This window comes from Pseudomonas sp. CF161 (assembly GCF_000416215.1).
Taxonomy (GTDB): Bacteria; Pseudomonadota; Gammaproteobacteria; order Pseudomonadales; family Pseudomonadaceae; genus Aquipseudomonas.
Genome location: NZ_ATLP01000069.1, coordinates 1 through 21,074 on the forward strand (window position 1 = coordinate 1; position 21,074 = coordinate 21,074).

The following is a 21,074-nucleotide window of genomic DNA, read 5'->3' on the forward strand; positions in this document are numbered from 1 at the left end:
GCCGGCCATGGCCGCGTTGCTGCTGTGGTTGTGCGTGCCCCTGGGCGCCGCGCGCAACCCGCAGTTGGCGGCCAGCGCCAGCCGCCTCTGGGGCAACCGCCGAGCCTGGCTGCTGGCGCTGTATTTCGGCCTGGTCAACTGCGGCTACATGAGCATGGTGGCCTGGCTTCCGGCCTACTACCTGCAACAAGGCTGGAGCGCCACCCAAAGCGGTTCGCTGCTGGCGTTCATGACCCTCTTCCAGGTGCTCGCCGCGCTGCTGATGCCGGCCCTGGCCCAACGCAGCAGCGACCGGCGCCCGCTGCTGGGCATCAGCCTCAGCGCCCAGGCCGTGGGCTACATCGGCTTGGTGCTGTGGCCGCAGCAGGCGCCTCAGGTGTGGGTGGCGCTGATCGGCTTCGGCCTGGGGGCGTGTTTTGCCCTGAGCCTGATCCTCACCCTCGACCACCGCCGCGACCCGCGTGCCGCCGGGCAACTGGCGGCCTTCGTCCAGGGCGTGGGCTTTCTGATCAACGCCGTGTCGCCGTGGATGACCGGCTGGCTGCGGGAACTGACCGGCAGCTTCGTCAGTGCCTGGTGGGTGCTGACCGCCACCGTGCTCGGCATGTTGCTGCTGACCCGGGTCTTCAGCCCGGCGAGCTACCGGGAGCCGCAGCAGGCGCCGACACCGACCCTGCACGCCGTGCGTTGACCCGATCCAGCGCGAGGCTTTCCCAAGTCCCCGCGCCCCGCCTACAATCCGCGCCCGACAATCCGTCGCGCTGGCAGCGCACGGGCATTGTCGACCTATCAAATAGCGGATGCCGGTGCTGACCATGGATTGGAATAGTTTTGCGATCGAACCCGGATCGACTGTCACTGACGCGGTGATCGCCCAGGTACAACAGCAGCTGGGCGTGCTGTTGCCGGCGTTGTACCTGGACCTGGTCAGGTACGCCGACGAGGCCTCGCCCGAGGTCTGCTGCTTCAGCTACGGCCTCGGCGAAACCGGCATCAGTGAGTTCTTCGCCTTCAGCGCCGAAGCCCACCCCTACTCCCTTCTCTGGTACGCCCAACACGTGCCCGGGCTCCCCGCCGGCTACCTGCCCATCGCCCGCGATGCCGGTGGCTGGTTGATCTGCCTGGACTTCAACAGCCCTTCGGTCGCGGTCGCGCTATACGACACCGACGCCCGGTGCAGCCACTGGGTGGCGGCGCATTTTCCCGGGTTCGTTCAGTTGTGGCGCGAATAGCCCACGGCCTGCGCCCGTTTCACCGCAAGAGCACTGTCCATGGTATTGCCGCAAACCGAAGCCACACCTGATCCCGCGCCCCCGGTACTGACCGGGCGCGAGCTGGCAGCCTGGTCGATCAAGGCCATCAAACAACCCAGGGGAGACATTGTCCTGGGGCCCATCGTGCTGATGCTTATCGCCAGTGCCATCTGCCTGGGCGTGACCTGGAGCATGTGGGGCAGCATTCGCGAGAACCTGGACAGCCTGATCGCGATTTACTGCATCGTGTACGGCCTGTTTTTCGGGGTGCTGATGATGGTTCGGCAAAAGACCGTATTCAATTACCGCCTGACCACCGACGGCGCCGAGGTCGAGCAGTACCTGTACTTCCCGGACTGGGCGGCGCCGATGTTTCGCGGCACGGCACTGGTCGTTCTGTTGCTGTTTTTCGCGGTCGCCGTGATCACCGGCTCGTTGCTGTTCCTGCTCGGGCCGGTGGCCATGGCCGCGATGGCGGCGTTGCGCTTGCTGAGCTGGAAAAACGAAGTCAAACGCCATGTTTCACCCTGGAGTGGGTTCAACCTGGTGATCCACGATAAAACGCAGCACATGCTGGTGCTTTCGTTCCAGGATCAGCCGGTCATCGGCCTGGTGCTGCGCTTTCCGGACGAGCGTGCGCTCGAACACTGCCGCGACCAGGTGCGCCCGTTCTTGACGCCGCCGGTGTTCTATCGCGAAGAACCCTGGCCCTGGTGAGTGCGGATGCGCGCTGCCCCCTTCAACCGCTGTGAGGCTTCATCCATGTGGACTGCTTTTCTGGCCAACCACCTTCAGTGGCAAGCCGTGTTTACCGACCCCAACACCCTTCGCCACCTGAGCGTGGACTACGTGATGTTCAGGGACAACGGGGTCTGGATCAAAGTGATCGGCCAGATCATCGGCGACGGTTACCCGAACAAATGGCACGAAAGGCAGTACAACGCCTACGGCTTCGACCTGTTGTTAAGCGCCGTCAGCGACGTTGAAATGATCGACTTCAACTTCTACGGCGCGCTGAATATCACCGTGACCCGCCACGATAGCTATCACCACGTCCAGCTGGAGATCGGCCCCCACTGCAAACTCAACTGCCGCGCCCAAAGCCTGGAGGTCATCAACATCAAGGCCTACCACGACGACGGCGCCGTCTGATAAACCACCGCGCCCATGACGCACAGCGTCCGAACGCGGCCCGAGCCTTCGGCAGCGGCTACAAGGTGGGGGCGATAACCGCGGTTTCAGAGCGCGGAGTGTCCTTGGGCACCCAGTCGTAGCTGACCGGCAATGCGCGGTACACCCAGTTGCTCACGGCGTCGCTGCCCGGGGCCTTGCCCTGGTACGGGCTGACGTATTCCCAGACGTTTTCCCCACTGCGGGTCACCTGGAAGAACCGACCGTTCATGCCCTCATCGATCAAGGTATTGCCGTTGGGCAAACGCCGGGCGCTGCTGATGAACGAGCTGTAGAACGCCCAGCCCGGCTGCCTGGAACTGGCCGCGCTGTACTGCCAGACGATCTGCTGGGTCAGCGGATCGATCTCCAGCACCCGGGACCCGGAGATCAGCCCCAGGGGCACCGAGGGGTAACCGGCCGTGCCCTGGTTGTCGAACACCAGCAGGTTGCCCGCTCCCGGCAAACCGGCGGGGATGATATGGGCGTCATGCTGGCCGACAAACTGGTCCACCGGACGCGGCACTTGGCCGGCGGTTTTCGGGCTCAGAGGCGGCAGGTTCGGCCCCAGGCGCCACACCACCTTGCCGCTGTGCTTGTCGATGATGGCGATGAAATTGGCGTTGCGTGAATCCAGCAGCAGGTTGTCCGGGGCGAAGCGCTTATCCCCGGCATCGAACCAGCGATTGGGCCCGACCACGCTGAGGTTGTTGATATGCAGGTAGTCCGGGTCCTTGCTGGCCCGCACCAGCTTCAACTGCTCGGGCGTGAAGCCAAATTCCTTGAGGTGCTCGGAGGCCAGCCACTGCCATTTGACCTGGCCGTCGGGGCTGACTTCATAGATCACATCGTCGATCACCTCGGGCACCTTGAACCCCGCCACCTTGTGCACCTTGTTCGCCAGCACCAGGGTGTTGCCATTGCTCAACCGCCGTTGATCGTGATGCTGCTGGGCCGCGCCGCCGGGCGCCTTGTCGCCCCATTGCCAGACCACCTTGCCGTCCCAGTCCAGCTCACCGACGCTCTGGTTACCCAGGCCATTGCCGGCCGAGCCGAGCGGCCCCGGGGCCTTGTCACTCAGTTGCAGCAGTACCCGGCCACGCGCGCCACCCACCAGTTGCGGGTCGATGATCGCCGAGGGAAAACCGGCCTGGGGCCAGGTCTTGACCGGGTTGCCGTTCATGTCGATCAGGTGCGTCTGCTTGTCGGCGCCGCTGAAAATCACGTACTGGTTATAGGCCTTGGCCGGGTCGTAGCGGGTGACGCCGGTGGGGTAGACGCTGGGGGCGGCGAAGGCGCCGGCACTGAACATCAACAACAGCGGCAAAGCGACGGTGGCACGCAACATGGTGGAACTCCTGTTCAAGTTCATGGGCGCCGGAACACCCGGCGCGGCGTAGCTGAAAGTCGGCAATCAGAAGTCGTAGCGACCGGTCACGCCCAAGGTCCGCGGCGTCCCCAGCAGGCCTTCGTAACCGCCGTTGCCGCCGGTCCAGAGGGTGGTGTAGTAGGTCTTGTCGAAGGCGTTTTTCAGCCACAGCGAAACGTCCCATTGGCCCTGCTCGTAGTTGCCGCGCAGGCCCGTGGAAAGGTTGATCACCGCGTAACTGGGGATCTGCCCGTATTCGGAATCCTCGACAGTGCCCACCGCCTTGGAACGGAACGCGTAACTGGCGGTGACGTACTCTTCCAGGCCGTTATCCAGGTTCCATTTGTATTCGCCGTTGGCGTTGCCGATCCATTTCGAGGCGCCGACCACCTGGTGGCCGCTGAGGTCGCATGAAGCCGGGGCGCCCGGGCGCAGGCTGACCTCAGGCGGGCACGGCGCATCCTTGTAGGACAGGTAGCGCACATCGTTGTAGGAGCCGTTGAGGTTGAGGGTCAGGCCCCGCACCGGGATCAGCGTGCTTTCGACTTCCACCCCACGCGAGCGCACCGAACCGGCGTTGGTCAGGTATTGCACGCGGTTGCCATAGTCGTAGGCGTTGGTCTGGTAGCCGTTGACCTGGGTCCAGAACAGGTTGGCGTTGAGTTGCAGGCGACGCTCCCAGAGCGTGCTTTTGAAACCCAGCTCGGCGTTATTGGCGCGCTCGGTGCCGATCAGCAGCGAGTCGGCACCGGCGGTCGGCGCCGAGCCCACCGCCAGGTTGACCCCGCCGGATTTCTCGCCGTGGGACAGGGTGGCGTAGCCCAGCAAATCATCGGTGAAGCGGTAGCTCAGGTTGAGCAGCCCCGAGGGGCTGGTGCTGTACTGGCTCAAGTCGCCCGAGTCGTAGGCCCCGGCCCGCCCGCGTCGGGCCGTGGCAGCGGCCCCGGTGACGGCGGCACCGCCGAGCGGCGCATTGCGGCTGACCCAGGCGCTTTTTTCTTCATAGGTGCCCCGCAGGCCAGCGGTGAAGTCCAGGCGCTCGGTAAGGTGCCAGGTGCCCTGGGCGAACAGCGCAAAACTGTCGGTCTGGATATGCCCGTTGCCGATGCTGGTGACGTTGCTCAACGCACCGTTGGCGGTGCCGTTCCAGATGTCCGCCTGGGGGCCGTAGTAGCTGAAGGATTTGTTATCCAGGTCGGACCCGAAGTAGTAGGCGCCGAGCACGTAGTCGAAGAACCCGCCGCTGGGCGAGGCCAGGCGGAATTCCTGGGACCACTGTTTGTCTTGCACCGAAACCCCGGCGTTGTAGCTGGCCGGAACGTTGAGCCCATCGTCGTTGCGCGGGGTGAAATTCCACCAGCGGTAGGAGCTGACCGAGGTCAGGGTGAAGTCACTGGGCAGGGTCCAGTTGGCTTCCAGCGAGGTCCCGCCCTGGAACACCGTGACGTGCTGGTCGTTGTCCAGGTTGACCTTGCGGTGCGAGCCGTTGACCAGGGTCGCGCCCGCCGCCGCAGCCCGCGACTCGTAGATATTGGTGCCGTTGATGGTCGGCCCGGTGCTGTACAGGACCCGGGTGCCGGCGCTGGAATCCTCTTCGTTGTAGTCGCCGATCCAGCGCAGGTTGAAGCTCTCGCTGGGCTTGTACAGCAGTTGCCCGCGAAAGCCCTGGCGCGATCCGCCGTTCAAGTCGTGGCCGTCGTATTCGTTCTTGATGTCGCCGTCGCTGCGGGTGCGGTAAGCGGAAAAACGCCCTGCCAATTCATCCGTCAGGGGCCCGGAAATCGTGCCCTTGGTCTGGAAGTAACCGTCCTCGCCGAGGGAGGTCTCGATGCTGCGCTCCGGGGTGAAACTCGGCGCGCGGGTGCTGATGTTGATCACCCCGGCGGTGGTGTTCTTGCCGAACAGCGTGCCTTGCGGGCCGCGCAGCACTTCCAGTTGCTCGATGTCCATCAGGTCGAACACCGCCATGCCCGGGCGCCCCAGGTAGACGTTATCGATGTACAGCCCGACGCTGCCTTCCAGGCCATCGCTGGCCGGGTTGTTGCCCAGGCCGCGGATCGACACGCTGGACTGGCGCGCATGCATGTAGGCGACGTTGACGCTGGGCACCAGCTGCTGCAGATCCTGGATGCGATACACCCGCTGGCTCTCCAGGGCCTGGCCCCCGATCACGCTCATGGGCGTGGGCACGCTTTGCGAGCTTTCTTCACGGCGGCGCGCGGTCACGGTGACGGTTTCCAGCTGGCCGCTGCCGGCCTTGGCCTTGCCGCCGGCGGACTTGTCCACCGCCTGTACCGGGCTCTCGGCGGGGGCCTGGGTCTCGGCCGCCCAGCCTTGGGACCAACTGGCGCTGCCGGCCAGCAACAGGGCCAGCGGCAAGCGCTTGAGCCGCCGGGGCGAAGTGGGTGAAGCGAGGTACGACGGGCTCATGGGCGGCTCCTGGTGAAAAAATATACAGGCCTGCATATTCTTTTAAGTTATTTATTTATGTATTTACAAAGATTTACTGCATAAGAGATTGCCTTTATAAGGAGTCGACCTAATGCATAGCCAATGCATTTCCCCGATATTTTTTATGTGAAAAATGCATATCGACTTGCGCCAGCTCCGCCACTTCATCGCCCTCGCCGAACAGCGCAGCTTTGTCGCGGCCGCGGCGGCGGTGAACCTCTCGCAATCGGCGTTCAGCCGCAGCATCCAGGCCCTGGAACACAGCGTCGGCTGCCAGCTGGTGGACCGTGGGCGCAAGGACCTGGCGCCGACCAAGCAGGGCCAGGTCCTGCTGGAACACGCGCGACGCCTGGTCAGCGGCGCGCAGCAACTGGCCAATGAGATCGAACAGTTCAATGGCCTGGAGGCCGGCGAGATCCGTTTCGGCTGTGGCCCGGCGCCGGCGTCCGGCCTGATACCGCGGGCGATTGGCAGTTTCATCGGGCGCTACGCCAAGGCCCGGGTGCATTTCCAGGTCGATGACTGGCAGAGCCTGAGCAAGCGCCTGCTCAGCGACGAGTTCGAATTTTTTGTCGCCGACACCCGGCATTTCGAAGCCAATCCGGATTACCTGACCCAACGCCTGCGCCCGCGCAAATGGCATTTCTGCTGCCGCGCCGGGCATCCCCTGGCGGGCCGGGACAGCGTCAGCGCCGCCGAACTGATGAGCTACCCGCTGGCGGTGACCATCCGCCCGCCGAACCTGCGCAAGGTCATCGTCGACCTCAGCGGCCGGCCGGACTACACGCCCAATGTCGAATGCGAAAACAGCTACAGCCTGCTCGGCGTGGTCCTGCGTTCGGATGCGATCGGCATCGTCGGCTCCTACAGCGACGCGTTGCACAACGCCAAGGGCGAACTGGTGCGCTTGAAAATCGACGGCCTGGCCGATGACCTGGAAGAGCTCTACACCCGCTACGGCATCGTCAGCCGCGCCGGTTATCGCCTGTCGCCCCTGGCCGAGGCAATGATCGAGGAGATCAAGCGCACCGATGAGCTGGACGAGGACGTGTACAGCCTGGACAACGTCGCGGTCTGATCCCGCCGCCAGGCGCTATGCGGCACTGGCGCATGCAGTTCGTGCATCAAAACTATTCAGCAAATGCGCTTGCTGAAAGCCCCCCGCAACGGTGAAAAATCGACGCCTGTCTTCCCTTCGGTGACCCCCATGTCCAACCCTGCCCAGCCCTTGCGCAACGTGCTGTACATCATGTGCGACCAACTGCGTCGCGATTACCTGTCGTGCTACGGCCACCCCCATTTGCACACACCGAACATCGACCGTCTGGCCGCCGCCGGGGTGCGTTTCAGCCGCGCCTACACCCAGGGCACCATCTGCGGTCCGTCGCGGATGTCGGCCTACACCGGGCGCTACGTCAGCAGCCACCAGGTGGCGTGGAATGCGGTGCCGCTGCCCCTGGAAGAGCTGACCATCGGCGACTACCTGCGGCCCCACGGCATCCGCACCGCGCTGGTGGGCAAGACCCACGCCACGCCCAATATCGAGGCCTTGCAGCGCCTGGCCATCGAACCGCAAAGCGTCCAGGCCGATGCCTTGAACGAGGTCGGTTTCGAGGCGTATTTCCGGCATGACGGGATCTTCCCCGACGACCCGCTGTTCGACGACAAACGCGAATCCGCGCCCTACACCCACTACCTGCGCGAGCAGGGCTATGACGGCCGCAACCCCTGGCACGACTGGGCCAACGCGGCCGAAGGCGCGAACGGCGAGATCCTCAGCGGCTGGAAAATGCGCAACGCCCACCTTCCGGCGCGGGTCCCGGAGCAGCACTCGGAGACGGTCTACACCACCGACCGCGCCATCGACTTTATCGCCGAGCAGGGCGAACAGCCCTGGTGCCTGCACCTGTCCTACATCAAGCCCCATTGGCCCTATATCGCCCCGGCGCCCTACCACGCGCTGTACGGCGCCGAGCAGGTGATCCCGGCAGTGCGCCCGGCAGCGGGCGAGGCCAGCGACCACCCGGTGTACGCCGCGTTTCGCCAGCATGAAGAGAGCCTCAACTTCTCCCGCGACGAGGTGCGCCTGAACGTGGTGCCGACCTACATGGGCCTGATCAAGCAAGTGGATGATCAACTCGGGCGGCTGTTTGACTTCCTGCAGAGCAACGGCCGCTGGGATGACACGCTGATCGTGTTCACCAGCGACCATGGCGACTTCCTCGGCGATCACTATCTGGGGGAGAAGGAGTTTCTGCTGGAGCCGGCGGTCGGCGTGCCGCTGATTGTTCGAGACCCGCGCGCCGCGGCGGACAGCACCCGGGGCAGCGTGGATCAGCGCCTGGTGGAAACCATCGATGCGCTGCCAACGTTCCTCGAGGCCCTGGGCTTGCCCGGCGCCGAACACCGCCTTGAAGGTCGCTCGCTGATCCCGCTGCTGCACGGCACCCCGACGGATTGGCGACGCTACGCCATCAGCGAATATGACTACGCCTTCCAGGCCCCGGCACGGGAACGCCTGGCCCAGCCCATCGACCGCTGCCGGATGACCATGGTGCGCAGCGAGCGCTGGAAATACCTGGCCTACGACGGCTTCCGCCCGCAACTGTTCGACCTGCACAACGACCCGCAGGAGCTGCACGACCTCGGCGCCGACCCGGCCTACGCCGCGGTGCGCGAAGAGCACCTGGGTTACCTGTTCGACTGGCTGCGCGGCCTGAAACGCCGCACCACCATCAGCCACGAAGAAATCGACCTGCGCGGCCAGCGCTTCCGCTACGGCGAACCGGAAACGGAGAAACTGGTGCAGATCGGTGTGTGGTAACTCGGGGGCGGGGTCGAACCCGGGCCAGGCACGACGCTAGAGGAAGCCTGATGGCCGGCGCAGCCTCACCACAGCGGCTGGCCCCTGTGGCGAGGGAGCTTGCTCCCGCCGGGCCGCGAAGCGGCCCCAAAACCGCCACCGCATCCCTTCAGGCAGCACCGGGTAGCAGGGTTGCGGCTGCTGCGCCCCGGGGCGTCGGCCGACCGAGCGGGAGCAAGCTCCCTCGCCACAGGACCGACGGCTGCCGGGCAGTCCTGTCACACCCCTCTGGTGGTCTGGCTGCGCTGTCCATGCACGCCCACCGGCACGTCGCCCTTGAGGGTCACGCGGCGCACGATGCGGTCCTGGGTGCCGTAGTCGTCCACGGCGTAGTGCTGGGTCGAGCGGTTGTCCCAGATCGCCACGTCGCCTGCGGTCCAGCGCCAGCGCACGGTGTTTTCCAGGCGGGTCACGTGGCTTTGCAGCAGACCGAACAGGTGCGCCGAATCGGCCTGGGAGTAACCCTTGATGCGCTTCACGAAGTGCCCCAGTACCAGGCTCTTCTCGCCGCTCTCCGGGTGCACGCGCACGATCGGGTGTTCGGTCTCGTAGACGGTGGAGGTGAACACCTTGCGGTAGCGCTCCAGCTTCTCCGCCGAGACATCCGGCTTGGCCGAGGCGTAGTCGTATTCGTTGCTGTGCACCGCCCAGAGCTTGTCCGCCAGCTCGCGCAGTTCCGCCGGGAGCTCGTTGTAGGCCGTGGCGGTGTTGGCCCACACCGTGTCGCCACCGAAAGCCGGAGCGATCACCGAGCGCAGGATCGACGCCTTGGGGTAGGCCTCGACGAAGGTCACGTCGGTGTGCCAGGAGTTGGCGCGCTGGCCCTCGGCGCCGTCCAGTTCCAGCAGGTAACGGGTGCCATCGCGCACCGGCACCGTCGGGTGCGCCACCGGTTCGCCCAGCAGGTGGGAGAAGGCCTCCTGGCTCTGGTCGTCGAGGTGACCCTGGCCGCGAAAGAACACCACCTTGTACTGCAACAGGGCCTGCTGGATGGCATCCACGGTGGCGGGATCAAGGTTGCCGGAAAGTTGTACGCCACGGATCTCGGCGCCGATGCGACCGGCCACCGGGTGAATCTCAAGCGCATGAACAGCGGGTTTAACGGCTAATGCGGCATTGCTCATCGGGTACACCCTCATCTGACTGCTTACGGTTTGAGCCGCAGCGAAACAACGCTCTATCTATATTCAATTTAGATCTAATAGATAACTACATGCTTCGTTGACGGAATAAGAGCTTGCATTTAAAACCTCATTCCTCACTCGTCGCAAATGCCTTCGAGCTATTTTTAGGATGCCGCAAAAGCATATGGATCTACGCCAGCTGCGCTACTTCATCGCCCTCAACGAACACCGCAGTTTTGTCCGCGCGGCAGACGCCATGGGCATCACGCAACCGGCGTTCAGCCGCAGTATCCAGGGGCTGGAGCAGGAGTTCGGCTGCGTGCTGGTGGACCGTGGCAACAAGGATCTGCGACCCACGCCCGAAGGCCAGGTGGTGCTGCAACACGCCCTGAGCCTGGTCCAGGGCGCGGCGCTGTTGAGCAGTGAAGTGACCCAGATGACCAAGCTCGACGCCGGCGAATTGCGCTTCGGTTGCGGCCCGGCACCGGCGGTGAAACTGGTGCCCGATGCGCTGGCTCAATTCACCTCGGCGCACCCCAAGGTGCGGATCTGCCTGGAGGTAGATAACTGGGAAAAACTCAGCCGCAGCCTGAGCCGTGAAGAGATCGAATTCTTTATCGCCGACATCCGTCATTTCGAGGCCGACCCGAACTTCCAGACCCAGGCCCTGACGCCCAAGCGCGGAGTGTTTTTCTGCCGGCCGGGGCACCCGCTGCTGGCCAAGGAAAGCCTGTCGACCAACGACATGTTCGACTACCCGCTGGCGACCACGCTGATCCCGCCAGGGATTCGCAAACTGCTGGCCAACCTCAGCGGCCGCATGGATTTTTCGCCGACCATCCAGACCGAGCATTTTCCGGCACTGGTGAAAATCGTCCGCCAGTCCAACGCCATCGGCATCGGCACGGCGGAGTCGTTTATCGAGGACATCGAGCAGGGTTCCCTGGCGCTGCTGCACTGGCGCAACCTGCCGCAGAACATCGAAGTGCTGAACGCCCGGTGCGGCATCGTCAGCCGCACCGGATTCCGCCTGTCACCGGCGGCACGCAAACTGATCGAAGTGCTGGTGGCGGTGGACAAACAGGAACACAGCATCGCCGTCTGACCTGTAGCCCTGTAGCCGCTGCCGAGCAGCGCGAGGCGGCGCTGGCCCTCAGCAGCACCGCCCATACCTGCGCAATATCACGGCGTACTCAAGGGCCAGCGCAGCCAGCGATTACAAGCCAGCAGCCGTCAGTTGCGGCGCGACCCATTCGGTGACCTGGAACGGCTTGCGGATCAAACGTTCCTTGGCCGCCAGGTCCACCGAGCCCTGCAATTTGGCGAGGAACGCCGGATCCAGGTGGGAGGGGAAGAGCTCGCTGAGTTTCTGGTCATGCAAGTCTTCCTGCAGGATCACCGGCGGGTAGCTGGCCAGGCCCGATACCAGCTGGATATAGGCTTGCTTGTTGTTGTCGTCGGTCAGCCACTGCACGGCCTGCTGTTGCGCCTTGAGCAGCTTGGCCACCACCTCCGGGTGTTCGTCGACAAACTTGCCGGACCCCACCAGCACGCTCTGCACGCTGCCGGCGCCGCCCAGGTCCTTGGTGTTCAGCGGCAACTCGGCGAGCCCCTTGATGCGCAGGGCCGAGAGCCCGGTGCTGCCCCACGAGGCATCGATCTGCTTGGCCGCCAGGGCCGCCACGGCAGCGCTGAAGTCGAGGTTGATCACTTTCAGGTCCTTCTCGCTCAGGCCCTGGCTGGCCAGGGCGGCGTCGAACGAAAGCTGGGTAGCCGTGCCGCGAAACACCGCCACGCGCTTGCCCTTGAGGTCTTGCAGGGTCTTGATCCCGGAGCCCGGCTGCACCCCCAGGTAGTGTTTGACCCCACGCGCCGAGGCGCTGAGCAGCCGGGTGTCGAGGCCGTTGGAGCGGCCGATGATCGCCGCCAAGTCACCCAGGTAGGCGAAATCCACCTGGCCGTTGGCGAACGCTTCGTTGATCACCGGACCGGCGCCCTTGAAGAAATTCCACTGGATCTTGATGCCCTGGTCAGCGAAGGCTTTTTCGTAGATCTGCTGCTCGCGCAACACGTCCACCACCCCGCCGCCGCTGTGCTGGGTGCCAGCGCTGAGGTCGGGCACGGCGATGCGGATCTCGGTGACCTCGGCGGCCTGGGCCATCAGCGGCAGGCACCCCAGGAGCCCTGCCAGGGCCGGCGCGGCGAACAGACTGATAACGCGTTTAAAGGGAAGGTTCATGGGTGCGGCTCCTGGTTGCACGGGCATTGAGGAGCAGAAGGTAGGCCCTGAGGGGATCAACGCTTAAATACTATAAATTCACATTTTAATAACAAAATCGAATAAGCCGTTTAGAACGCCGGTCTGCGCGGCTTATGCATGAACAGCATCGAAAATATTCCTCAAATGCATTGGATGCTGAACAGCGAGAAGCCTTAAATGGCTCCTCTTATCTCCCAATAGCATTGATAAGTTTTTTAATAGATCACAAAAGAATATTCGGCCCGTGCAGAACCCGACAACGGAGGTCATCCATGGCCCGTGTTTCCCTTCTCAGCCTGCCGCTCGCGGCACCCGGCGCCAGCGCGCGCAAGATCTGGCCCACCCTCAGCCAGCGCCTGTTGCCCTGGATCGTGCCACTGGGCCTGTTTCTGCTGTGGTGGCTGGCCAGCCGCAACCAGTGGATGAGCGAACAGATCCTGCCTGCTCCGTCCCTGGTCTGGAGCAGCGCCATGGAGCTGGCCGGCGGCGAGCTCTGGAGCCACCTGGCGATCAGCCTGCAGCGATTGTGCTGGGGCCTGCTGGCCGGTATCGGCGCGGGCGCGATCCTGGGGGGTGCGCTGGGTTTCAGCCCGCGTCTGGAACGCCTGGTGTTCCCCACGTTCAGCGCCTTATCCCAGATCCCGACCCTGGCCTGGATTCCCCTGTTCATGGTGTTTTTCGGCATCGGCGAAGTGCTCAAGCTGGTGGTGCTGGTCAAAGCCATCGTGGTCCCCGTCACCCTGCACACCCTGGTCGGGGTGCGCGACGCCCAGCCCAAATTGCGCGAAGCCGCCGCCGTCCTGCGCCTGCCGCCGCACCTGCTGATTCGCCGCCTGGTGCTGCCCGCAGCGCTGCCGGCCTTCATGGCCGGGGTGCGCCTGGCCCTGGCCGCCGGCTGGACCTCGCTGCTGGCGGTGGAACTGCTGGCGTCCAGTGAAGGCATCGGCTACCTGATGGTCTGGGCGCGGCAGTTGTTCATGCTCGACATCGTCTTCGTCTGCATCCTGGTGATCGGCCTGATCGGCGTGGCCATGGATCGCGGCATCGGCGCCCTGGACCGTAAACTCCTGTACTGGCCACACCCGGCCACCGCTGAAATCCGCCGTGGCCCGCGCTATCAGGGCTGGCAACGGCTGCAACCCTGGCTGTTGCCGCTGGCCCTGTTCGCTGCCTGGCAAACCGCGTGCTGGCGCCAGTGGGTCGACCCGGCAATCCTGGTCAGCCCGCTGGCGGTGCTGCAAACCACCCTCAGCGGGCTGCTCGATGGCACCCTGCTCGGCGGCATGGGCCTGAGCCTGGGACGCACCGTTGGCGGCCTGGCCCTGGGCGGCGGCCTGGGGTTCGCCCTGGGCTTGCTCCTGGGGCTGTCGCGGATCAGCGAACGCATCCTCGGCCCGACCCTGGCGGCTATCCGTCAGATCGCGATCTTTGCCTGGGTGCCGCTGCTGACCGCCTGGTTCGGCCTCGGTGAATTGGCCAAGTGGGTGTTTGTCGCCCTCGCCGCGTTCTTCCCGCTGTTTATCGCCACCCAGCGCAGCGTCGCCAACCTGTCACCGCAACTGGCCGAAGCCGCCCAGGTGCTGCGCCTAAGCCTCTGGCAGCGTCTGCGGCGGCTGGTCTTGCCGGGGGCCGCGCCGGGGATTTTCGCCGGCCTGCGCCTGAGCCTGATCTACGCCTGGCTCGGCACCATCGGCGCCGAATACTTCATGCCCTCCAACGGCGGCATCGGCAGCCAGATGATCGGCGCGCAACAGCTGCTGCGCATGGACCTGATCATGGCCGGCATGCTGCTGGTGGGCCTGACCGGCGCCCTGCTCAACCTCATTGGCCAACAGATCGAAATTCGCGCCACCCGCTGGAGACACGCATGAACGCACCCCTTGTCAGCTTCAACCATGTGGGCAAGTCCTTCGAGGTCGCCGGCGGCGAGTTCGAGGCGATTCGCGACTTCAACCTGGAAATCGCCGAAGGCGAATTCGTCGCCATCGTCGGCTCCAGCGGCTGTGGCAAATCCACCCTGTTGCGCTTGCTGATCGGCCTGGACACCGAGTTTCGCGGCGAGATCCGGGTCGATGGCCACGCCATCCGCGGCATTGGCAGCGAGCGCGGCATCGTGTTCCAGGAGCACCGCCTGTTTCCCTGGCTCAACGTCGAGGACAACATCGGCCTGGGCCTGGTCAACGAGCCGCTGAGCGAGGCCCAGCGCAAAAAACGCATCGCCGATTTCATCGAACTGGTGGGCCTGCGCGACTTCACCCAGGCCTTTCCCCACCAGTTGTCGGGGGGCATGGCGCAACGGGTGGCCATCGCCCGGGGGTTGGTGGCCAGCCCGCGCATTCTGCTGCTGGATGAACCCTTCGGGGCCCTCGATGCCCTGACCCGCCAGCAGATGCAGGACGAACTGCTGGCAATCCGCGAGCGGGCGAAAATCACCACCGTTCTGGTCACCCACGATGTGGAAGAGGCGATCTTCCTCGCCGACCGCGTGGTGGTCATGGAACCGCGCCCGGGGCGCATCAAGCGCGTGGTGCAGATCGCCCTGCCCCACCCGCGCCAGCGCAGCAGTTTCGACTTCCACCAACTGCGCGAAGAGCTGCTGCACGAGCTGACCAGCGACGACCACTACCAGGCGCCGACGCCGATACAGATCCGCGACCTGCCCCTGGCATCGATTGCCTACTGAGTAACGGCCTGCGGCAGGCCTTCACCCCGGCTGCCAGGGCTGGCTGCACAGTGCGTGGGCTTGGCAGCGGCTACGGGTATTCAGTCGGCTGGGGCTTGCACAAAGAGCGTGCCTGATTCCATTCTCTGGTTATCCCGGCCCGCTTCCTGCCCTGGGCCATTGCCCGGGCTTTCGCCGCGAACGCCAACCAGTCGACCGGACGCGCCGTCAGCATGAGTGAACCCACCTCCCTTGCCAGCTGGACCCGCGCCTTGCGCAGACAACTCGATGCCCTGGGCCTCGACGGCAACGCTTTGTGCCGCGAGGCGGGGCTCGACCCGCAATGGATGGACGACCCCAACGCCCGCTACCCGCTGTCGGCCACCACCCGTTTGTGGGGGCTGGCGGTCACGGCCAGCGGCGATCCGGCCATCGGCCTGCGGGTGTCGCGGTTTGTCAGCCCGACCACCTTCCACGCCCTTGGTTATGCGTTGGTGGCCAGCGGCAACCTGCGCGAGGTATTCGAACGCATCGTGCGCTATCACCAGATGGTCAGCGACGCCCTGGTACTGGAGCTGACGCGCAACGCCGACCGCTATCGCTTTGTGCTCAAGGTTCCGCCCGGCAGCCCGCAACCGGCGGTGGAGGCGATCGACGCCTTTGCCGCGATCTACGTGCGCACCTGCCGCAACCGCCTGGGCCGCGACTATGCGCCCTTGGCCGTGCACCTGCGGCGTCCGGCGCCCGTCGACTGCGGACCGTGGCACAAGGTGTTTCGCTGCGACCTGGTGTTCGACGCCGCAGATGACTGCCTGGAGTTCGGCCTGCACGATTTCGAGCGCCACCTCGACGACACCCAACCGGAACGGGCCGCCCCCACCCAGGCCACGCCCAAACCCACCCTGGCGCAACTGCAACCCCTGACCTGGGAACGCAAGGTGCTCGGGGCCATCGAGGCCCAATTGCCCGAAGGCGAACCCTGCGCCGAGCGCGTCGCCCAGGCCTTGCACCTGAGCCCGCGCAGCCTGCAACGGCACCTGGCGGACGAAGGCTGCCGCTTCGACACCCTGCTCAACGAATGCCGGGAAAACCTCGCCCTGCTCCACCTGCGCGACCCGCAATGCTCCCTGAGCGAGATCAGCTACCTGCTCGGCTTCACCGACGCCAGCAGCTTCAGCCGCGCCTTCAAACGCTGGACCGGGCTGACCCCGGGGCAATTTCGTGATGGAGTGCGCTGACCGCCCCCGGCCTGACGGTTCAAAGCGGCCGCTGCCGGATCAGCTCGGGTTCAGGCTGCGCGCTACGCCGGCAGACCAGGCCGCCAGCATCGCCTCACCCATGGGCTGAAAGCCTGGATTGGCGAGCAGGTAGGCCTGCAGCTCGACCTTGGTCAGCTCGACGCCGTGGGCCACTATTGCGCCCGTTTGAAGCCCAACTCGAACAACGTCCCACCCTCATCGCTGCTGACCCGCACCTGCCCGCCGTGCAGCAGCATGATCGAGCGCACGATGGCCAGGCCCAGGCCGCCGGAGTCGCCGGGTTCGGCCCGTGAGGGGTCGACGCGGTAGAAGCGGTCGAAGACTTTGCCCAGGTGCTGGGGGGCAATGGGCGGGCCCTGGTTGTGCACTTGCAGCCAGCACAGGCCCGGCGTATCCACCCGCCGCAGGCTGATGGGCGAGCCGGGGTCGGCATGGCGCACGGCGTTGGCCAGCAGGTTGCCCAGGGCCCGCTGCAGCAGTTGCTGATCGGCCAGCAACTGGCCGCACAGGGCGTTTTCCAGGCGGATCTCGCGGTCGTCGGCCAGGGCTTCGAAGTAGTCGCACAGCTCCTCACCCACGCTCGCCAGCTCCAGCTGGCGCAGCTGCAGGGCGCGTTCGGCCTGCTCGGCGCGGGCCAGGAACATCAGGTTTTCCGCCATGCGCGTCAGGCGCTCGAACTCTTCCATGTTCGACGCCAGGACCTCCTGGTACTCCGCCGTGCTGCGCGGCTGGTTGAGCGCCAGGCCGTTGCTGCCCAGGAGGTTGTGCAACGGGGTGCGGATTTCGTGGGCCAGGTCGGCGGAGAATTGCGACAGGCGCTGAAAGCTTTCTTCGAGGCGCGCCAGCATGGCATTCAGGGCCTGCACCGGTTCGTGGAATTCGGCGGGGATACCGCGGGTTTCGAGGCGTTTGTCCAGGCTGCGCAAATCGATGCCGCGCACCGACTCGCTCAACTGACGCAGCGGCAGCAGGCCACGGCGCAGCAGCAACAGGCCCAGGGCGAAGGCCAGCGCGGCACCCAACCCCACCGCCAGGTACAGGCGCAGGCGGTAACTGGCGAGCATCTGTTCGCGCTCGCTGAGGACCTTGCCCGCAACCACGGTCAGCGCTTCGCCGCGCGGGCCCACGGCGGCACCGGCAAGCAGAGCCACGGCGGCGCCATCGGTGGCTTGCCAGGTCTGCACGTCGCTGCGTTGCGGGCGCTGTTGCGCAGGGATCGCCGCCAGGGTCGGCAGGTGCTGCTGGCGCGGGTTGATGCGGATCACCGGCGAGCCATCGGCCGCGTCCACCAGCAGCAGGCTGTCCTGGTTGCCGAGCATGTTCTGGTACAGCCGGGGACGGGCTTGCAGGGCGTCCAGGCTGTCGCTGTCTTGCAGCAGAGCCCTGACCTGCTCCAGGCGCCCCAGCAAGGCCTGGTCGTCGCGCAGGGCGATTTCAGAAGCCAGGGAGCGGTACAGGAACACCCCGATCACACTCAGCACCAGGGCGCAGACGGCGGCAAACGCCAGCGCCAGGCGCCAGGCAATCGACCTAGAGCGCATCGTCCGGGGCATCCAGCTGGTAACCGACGCCGCGCACGGTGTGGATCAGTTTGGGCATGTAGGGGTCGTCGACCTTGGAGCGCAAGCGACGCACGGCGACTTCCACCATGTTGGTGTCGCTGTCGAAGTTCAGGTTCCACACCTGGGAGGCGATCAGGGTCCGCGACAGCACTTCGCCCTGACGGCTGGCGAGCAATTGCAGCAGGGCGAATTCCTTGTTGGTCAGGGCGATGCGCTGGCCACCTCGGCTGACCCGGCGCCGCAGCACGTCGATCTCCAGGTCGGCAATGCTGTAGGACTCGGCCTCGCGCATCGGCCCCCGGCGCAGCAGGGTGCGAACCCGGGCCAGGAGTTCGGCAAAGGCGAAGGGTTTGAGCAGGTAATCGTCGGCGCCCAGTTCCAGGCCGCGCACGCGGTCTTCGATGGCGTCCTTGGCGGTCAGGAACAGCACCGGCGTGGCGCCGCGCTGGCGGATCAGTTGCAGCAACTGCCAGCCGTTGAGCCCTGGCAGCATCACGTCGAGGATGATCAGGTCGTATTCCTGCTGCTCGATAAAGTGCCGCCCGTCCAGGCCATTGAGCGCCACATCCACTGCAAATCCCGACTCGCCCAGGCCTTTGGCCAGGAAGTGGGCGGTCTTGGCTTCATCTTCAACAACCAGCAAACGCATGGCACACCTCAATATGGATGGGCACAGGCTAGGCGCGTTGATGGCGCTTGCCCATTACAAACTTGTAATGCAACTGACGAGGTTCTGACGAAGGACGCTGGTTAAGGTGACGGCCTTCGCTTTCGGAGCCTTACCCATGATCTGCAAACCCCTTGTCTTGAGCCTTGGCCTTGGCCTCTGCGGCCTGGCTGTGGCCGCCCCGGAACTGCCCCGGCACGCCGACCTCGACCTGCGTACCGCGCGGCAATTGGCCGACGCCAGCCTGGCGCAGTGCAACGCAGTGGTCTCGGTGCTCGACCGTGGCGGCAACCTGCTGCTGACCCTGCGCGCCGATGGCGTCGGCCCGCACAACACCATCGCCAGCCAGCGCAAGGCCTACACCGCGCTGTCGACCAAGACCCCGACCCGGCTGTTCGCCGAACGCGCCCGCAACAACCCCGAGGCCGCCAACCTCAACACCTTGCCTGAGCTGCTGTTGCTCGGGGGCGGTATCCCGTTGTTCGCAGGCAGTGAGTTGGTGGGGGCAATGGGCATCGCCGGCGCCGGTGGCGCAGCCCAGGACGAAAGCTGCGCGCTCCAGGCAGCGCAGAAAGTGGGATTGAGCAGCCTGTAGCCGCTGCCGAGCAGCGCGAGGCTGCGGCTACGGTTTGATCGATTTTTATCCAATGAGGAGTTTTTGAATGAATAGTTTGCGTAATGCACTAGTCGCAGCAGCGCTTTGCGGTGTTTCGGGCCTGGCCTTGGCGGCGGGCAATCCGTTGAGCGTGCATGTGCTCAACCTGGAGAACGGCCTGCCGTCGCCCGGGGTCAAGGTCACCCTGGAGCAACAGGTGGGCCATGACTGGAAGCCACTGGCCGAAGGCACCACCAACGAACAGGGGCGCATCGCCGAGTTGTTTCCGGCCGGGCAGGCGCTGACGGCCGGTGAATACCGGGTGGTGTTCAAGACCGGGGAGTATTTCAAGCAGGCCCGGCGCGAGACGTTTTTCCCGGAGATTCCGGTGATCTTCGAGGTCAAGCAGACCGATCAGCACTATCACATCCCCCTGCTGCTCAGCCCGTACGGCTTCTCCACCTACCGCGGTTCGTAGCCGCTAGAGCCCGGCCTGGGCGCGCAGGGCCTGGGGGTCGAGAATCTCGATCTCGCCGTAGCCCAGGCGCAGGATCCCCAGGCTCTGCAAATCCTTGAGGATCTGGTTGGTGGTCTGCCGCGACAGCGAAAGCATCAGCGCCAGCTGCTCCTGGGGCAGTTGCAGCACGGCCCGGGCCTGCTCGATTTCGCCGTAGCCGCTGGCCATGGCCAACAGCCGGTGGGCGACCCGGGCCGGGGCGGGCAGCAGGCTCAATTGTTCGAGGTTGATAAAGGCCAGGCGCAACTTGTGGCTCATCAGCAGGGCGAACTGGCGCCAGTACTGCGGCTGCTGGTCGAGCAAGGCCAGCAGCGCCGCCTGCGGCACCTGCAACAGGCTGCACGGGCCCAGGCCATAGGCATCGTGGGTGCGGGGCTGGCCATCGAACAGGCAGATTTCGCCAAACCAGTGCGGCGCTTCCACCAGGCTCAGCAGCGCCTCCTTGCCCTGCTCGCTGACCGCGCCGATGCGCACCGAACCTTCCAGCACCGCATACAGCCCACAGGGTGGATCACCCCGCAGAAACAGCGCCTGCCCCGGTGCCAGACGGCGCAGGCGCGCGGCGTCGAGCACACTATTCTGTAACTCAAGGGGCAAATGGCTGAACCACTGGCCACTCAGGAGGCGTTCGCGCCAGGCCTGCTTATCCATGAAAACCTTATCCGGCAAAACCGCAGAGGAGTGTCGCCTAGCCGACAGAGCCCGGCGTACGGGCCGGGCATGATCAGGCGACCTTCAGGAGGAACAACAATGAAAAGCCTCGTCGACCATCTCAGTCAATACGCCGCCTACCATCGCGACCCGCGCAACATCGCCAGCCACTTTATCGGGATTCCGCTGATTGTGGTGGCGGTCGCCGTGCTGCTGTCGCGGCCGCAATGGGCAGTGGCCGGCATCACCCTGTCGCCGGCGGTGCTGCTGGCGCTGGCTTCGGCCTGGTTCTACCTGCGTTTGGAGTTGCGCCTGGGCCTGCTGATGAGTCTGCTGATGGGCCTGTCGGTGTGGCTGGGGCAGGCCCTGGCGGCGCAACAGACCCTGGTCTGGCTGGCCAGCGGCCTGGGGATGTTCGTGCTGGGCTGGGTGATCCAGTTCGTCGGCCATTACTACGAGGGGCGCAAACCGGCGTTCGTCGATGACCTGTCGGGGCTGATCGTCGGGCCGTTGTTTGTGGTGGCTGAGCTGGCGTTCCTGATGGGGCTGCGCCAGCCCCTCAAACGCGAAATCGAACAACGGGCGGGCCCAGTACGCCGCCTGGCGGCCGGTGGCTCCGGGCACGCCTGACGCGCCTCATCCCACCGGCCCCGCAGCGACATCGCTGCCTG

21 protein-coding genes are annotated in these 21,074 nt (G+C 65.2%); 13 read left to right on the forward strand and 8 right to left on the reverse strand.

Annotation, left to right across the window (positions count from 1 at the left end; genetic code table 11):
- The 4 genes from CF161_RS12595 to CF161_RS12610 all read left to right on the forward strand — a co-directional run.
- Positions 1 to 691 (forward strand): MFS transporter (locus CF161_RS12595; protein ID WP_020296959.1); only part of this gene is annotated, 691 nt, incomplete at its 5' end.
- Between the two features lie 124 nt (positions 692 to 815).
- Positions 816 to 1,232 (forward strand): SMI1/KNR4 family protein, encoded by a 417-nt coding sequence (locus tag CF161_RS12600; protein WP_256206363.1) that lies wholly within the window; start codon positions 816 to 818, stop codon positions 1,230 to 1,232.
- Between the two features lie 39 nt (positions 1,233 to 1,271).
- A complete protein-coding gene (locus tag CF161_RS31805) occupies positions 1,272 to 1,970 on the forward strand; it encodes a hypothetical protein (protein ID WP_020296961.1) in 699 nt (232 codons plus the stop codon).
- Between the two features lie 45 nt (positions 1,971 to 2,015).
- Positions 2,016 to 2,405, forward strand: a complete 390-nt coding sequence (locus CF161_RS12610) for an Imm50 family immunity protein (protein WP_020296962.1) — start codon at positions 2,016 to 2,018, stop codon at positions 2,403 to 2,405.
- A gap of 58 nt (positions 2,406 to 2,463) precedes the next feature.
- Here the strand turns inward: CF161_RS12610 and CF161_RS12615 are convergent, their stop codons facing one another.
- Positions 2,464 to 3,771: an aryl-sulfate sulfotransferase gene (locus CF161_RS12615; RefSeq protein ID WP_020296963.1), complete on the reverse strand. Its 1,308-nt coding sequence runs from the start codon at positions 3,769 to 3,771 to the stop codon at positions 2,464 to 2,466.
- Between the two features lie 66 nt (positions 3,772 to 3,837).
- On the reverse strand, positions 3,838 to 6,222 hold the full coding sequence (locus CF161_RS12620; RefSeq protein ID WP_020296964.1) for a TonB-dependent receptor: 2,385 nt from the start codon (positions 6,220 to 6,222) through the stop codon (positions 3,838 to 3,840).
- A 154-nt stretch (positions 6,223 to 6,376) separates the two neighbouring features.
- Between CF161_RS12620 and CF161_RS12625 the strand changes: the two genes are divergently transcribed.
- Both CF161_RS12625 and CF161_RS12630 read left to right on the forward strand, forming a co-directional pair.
- Complete coding sequence (locus CF161_RS12625) at positions 6,377 to 7,321, forward strand: LysR family transcriptional regulator (protein ID WP_020296965.1); 945 nt, start codon at positions 6,377 to 6,379, stop codon at positions 7,319 to 7,321.
- Between the two features lie 129 nt (positions 7,322 to 7,450).
- Complete coding sequence (locus CF161_RS12630; RefSeq protein ID WP_020296966.1) at positions 7,451 to 9,067, forward strand: alkaline phosphatase family protein; 1,617 nt, start codon at positions 7,451 to 7,453, stop codon at positions 9,065 to 9,067.
- Between the two features lie 257 nt (positions 9,068 to 9,324).
- On the opposite strand, the gene CF161_RS12635 is transcribed toward CF161_RS12630, so the two are convergent.
- Positions 9,325 to 10,230 carry a TauD/TfdA family dioxygenase gene (locus CF161_RS12635; RefSeq protein ID WP_020296967.1) on the reverse strand — a complete coding sequence of 302 codons (906 nt, stop codon included), beginning with the start codon at positions 10,228 to 10,230 and terminating at the stop codon, positions 9,325 to 9,327.
- Positions 10,231 to 10,414: 184 nt separating this feature from the next.
- Here CF161_RS12635 and CF161_RS12640 point away from each other — a divergent pair, with 184 nt between their 5' ends.
- Entirely contained in the window at positions 10,415 to 11,335 is a 921-nt protein-coding gene (locus CF161_RS12640; protein WP_020296968.1) for a LysR family transcriptional regulator, read from the forward strand.
- A 111-nt stretch (positions 11,336 to 11,446) separates the two neighbouring features.
- Here the strand turns inward: CF161_RS12640 and CF161_RS12645 are convergent, their stop codons facing one another.
- The gene (locus tag CF161_RS12645) at positions 11,447 to 12,469 is read right to left on the reverse strand and encodes an ABC transporter substrate-binding protein (protein ID WP_020296969.1); all 1,023 of its coding nucleotides are present in this window, start codon (positions 12,467 to 12,469) and stop codon (positions 11,447 to 11,449) included.
- A gap of 293 nt (positions 12,470 to 12,762) precedes the next feature.
- Between CF161_RS12645 and CF161_RS12650 the strand changes: the two genes are divergently transcribed.
- From CF161_RS12650 to CF161_RS12660, 3 genes are all read left to right on the forward strand, one after another.
- Complete coding sequence (locus tag CF161_RS12650) at positions 12,763 to 14,361, forward strand: ABC transporter permease (protein WP_020296970.1); 1,599 nt, start codon at positions 12,763 to 12,765, stop codon at positions 14,359 to 14,361.
- On the forward strand, positions 14,358 to 15,173 hold the full coding sequence (locus CF161_RS12655) for an ABC transporter ATP-binding protein (protein WP_020296971.1): 816 nt from the start codon (positions 14,358 to 14,360) through the stop codon (positions 15,171 to 15,173). Before CF161_RS12650 ends, CF161_RS12655 begins: the two co-directional genes overlap by 4 nt.
- Positions 15,174 to 15,385: 212 nt before the next feature.
- The gene (locus tag CF161_RS12660) at positions 15,386 to 16,390 is read left to right on the forward strand and encodes an AraC family transcriptional regulator (protein WP_020296973.1); all 1,005 of its coding nucleotides are present in this window, start codon (positions 15,386 to 15,388) and stop codon (positions 16,388 to 16,390) included.
- A 39-nt stretch (positions 16,391 to 16,429) separates the two neighbouring features.
- Here CF161_RS12660 and CF161_RS33395 read toward each other — a convergent pair whose 3' ends face one another.
- Genes CF161_RS33395 through CF161_RS12670 form a run of 3 tightly spaced genes read right to left on the reverse strand, consistent with a single transcriptional unit; the run spans position 16,430 to position 18,622 of the window.
- The gene (locus tag CF161_RS33395) at positions 16,430 to 16,564 is read right to left on the reverse strand and encodes a hypothetical protein (protein WP_020296974.1); all 135 of its coding nucleotides are present in this window, start codon (positions 16,562 to 16,564) and stop codon (positions 16,430 to 16,432) included.
- Complete coding sequence (locus CF161_RS12665) at positions 16,564 to 17,952, reverse strand: heavy metal sensor histidine kinase (protein WP_020296975.1); 1,389 nt, start codon at positions 17,950 to 17,952, stop codon at positions 16,564 to 16,566. The genes CF161_RS33395 and CF161_RS12665 overlap by 1 nt, the downstream gene beginning before the upstream one ends.
- The gene (locus tag CF161_RS12670; protein ID WP_020296976.1) at positions 17,942 to 18,622 is read right to left on the reverse strand and encodes a heavy metal response regulator transcription factor; all 681 of its coding nucleotides are present in this window, start codon (positions 18,620 to 18,622) and stop codon (positions 17,942 to 17,944) included. Before CF161_RS12670 ends, CF161_RS12665 begins: the two co-directional genes overlap by 11 nt.
- A gap of 136 nt (positions 18,623 to 18,758) precedes the next feature.
- On the opposite strand from CF161_RS12670, the gene CF161_RS12675 reads away from it, so the two are divergent.
- Both CF161_RS12675 and uraH read left to right on the forward strand, forming a co-directional pair.
- Positions 18,759 to 19,235 (forward strand): heme-binding protein, encoded by a 477-nt coding sequence (locus tag CF161_RS12675; protein ID WP_020296977.1) that lies wholly within the window; start codon positions 18,759 to 18,761, stop codon positions 19,233 to 19,235.
- A 67-nt stretch (positions 19,236 to 19,302) separates the two neighbouring features.
- Positions 19,303 to 19,713 carry a hydroxyisourate hydrolase gene (gene uraH, locus CF161_RS12680; protein ID WP_043229306.1) on the forward strand — a complete coding sequence of 137 codons (411 nt, stop codon included), beginning with the start codon at positions 19,303 to 19,305 and terminating at the stop codon, positions 19,711 to 19,713.
- Between the two features lie 3 nt (positions 19,714 to 19,716).
- Here the strand turns inward: uraH and CF161_RS12685 are convergent, their stop codons facing one another.
- A complete protein-coding gene (locus CF161_RS12685) occupies positions 19,717 to 20,403 on the reverse strand; it encodes a Crp/Fnr family transcriptional regulator (RefSeq protein ID WP_020296979.1) in 687 nt (228 codons plus the stop codon).
- A 99-nt stretch (positions 20,404 to 20,502) separates the two neighbouring features.
- Here CF161_RS12685 and CF161_RS12690 point away from each other — a divergent pair, with 99 nt between their 5' ends.
- Positions 20,503 to 21,033 carry a DUF962 domain-containing protein gene (locus tag CF161_RS12690; RefSeq protein ID WP_020296980.1) on the forward strand — a complete coding sequence of 177 codons (531 nt, stop codon included), beginning with the start codon at positions 20,503 to 20,505 and terminating at the stop codon, positions 21,031 to 21,033.
- Positions 21,034 to 21,074: the final 41 nt, after the last annotated feature.

Coding starts and splice junctions, on each gene's coding strand:
- CF161_RS12620 (WP_020296964.1), bottom strand. CDS start 6,222: ATGAGCCCGTCGTACCTCGCTTCACCCACTTCGCCCCGGCGGCTCAAG.
- CF161_RS12630 (WP_020296966.1), top strand. CDS start 7,451: ATGTCCAACCCTGCCCAGCCCTTGCGCAACGTGCTGTACATCATGTGC.
- CF161_RS12625 (WP_020296965.1), top strand. CDS start 6,377: ATGCATATCGACTTGCGCCAGCTCCGCCACTTCATCGCCCTCGCCGAA.
- CF161_RS31805 (WP_020296961.1), top strand. CDS start 1,272: ATGGTATTGCCGCAAACCGAAGCCACACCTGATCCCGCGCCCCCGGTA.
- CF161_RS12600 (WP_256206363.1), top strand. CDS start 816: ATGGATTGGAATAGTTTTGCGATCGAACCCGGATCGACTGTCACTGAC.
- CF161_RS12650 (WP_020296970.1), top strand. CDS start 12,763: ATGGCCCGTGTTTCCCTTCTCAGCCTGCCGCTCGCGGCACCCGGCGCC.
- CF161_RS12675 (WP_020296977.1), top strand. CDS start 18,759: ATGATCTGCAAACCCCTTGTCTTGAGCCTTGGCCTTGGCCTCTGCGGC.
- CF161_RS12670 (WP_020296976.1), bottom strand. CDS start 18,622: ATGCGTTTGCTGGTTGTTGAAGATGAAGCCAAGACCGCCCACTTCCTG.
- CF161_RS12635 (WP_020296967.1), bottom strand. CDS start 10,230: ATGAGCAATGCCGCATTAGCCGTTAAACCCGCTGTTCATGCGCTTGAG.
- CF161_RS12685 (WP_020296979.1), bottom strand. CDS start 20,403: ATGGATAAGCAGGCCTGGCGCGAACGCCTCCTGAGTGGCCAGTGGTTC.
- CF161_RS12615 (WP_020296963.1), bottom strand. CDS start 3,771: ATGTTGCGTGCCACCGTCGCTTTGCCGCTGTTGTTGATGTTCAGTGCC.
- CF161_RS12660 (WP_020296973.1), top strand. CDS start 15,386: ATGAGTGAACCCACCTCCCTTGCCAGCTGGACCCGCGCCTTGCGCAGA.
- CF161_RS12690 (WP_020296980.1), top strand. CDS start 20,503: ATGAAAAGCCTCGTCGACCATCTCAGTCAATACGCCGCCTACCATCGC.
- CF161_RS12640 (WP_020296968.1), top strand. CDS start 10,415: ATGGATCTACGCCAGCTGCGCTACTTCATCGCCCTCAACGAACACCGC.
- CF161_RS12610 (WP_020296962.1), top strand. CDS start 2,016: ATGTGGACTGCTTTTCTGGCCAACCACCTTCAGTGGCAAGCCGTGTTT.
- CF161_RS12655 (WP_020296971.1), top strand. CDS start 14,358: ATGAACGCACCCCTTGTCAGCTTCAACCATGTGGGCAAGTCCTTCGAG.
- uraH (WP_043229306.1), top strand. CDS start 19,303: ATGAATAGTTTGCGTAATGCACTAGTCGCAGCAGCGCTTTGCGGTGTT.
- CF161_RS12645 (WP_020296969.1), bottom strand. CDS start 12,469: ATGAACCTTCCCTTTAAACGCGTTATCAGTCTGTTCGCCGCGCCGGCC.
- CF161_RS12665 (WP_020296975.1), bottom strand. CDS start 17,952: ATGCGCTCTAGGTCGATTGCCTGGCGCCTGGCGCTGGCGTTTGCCGCC.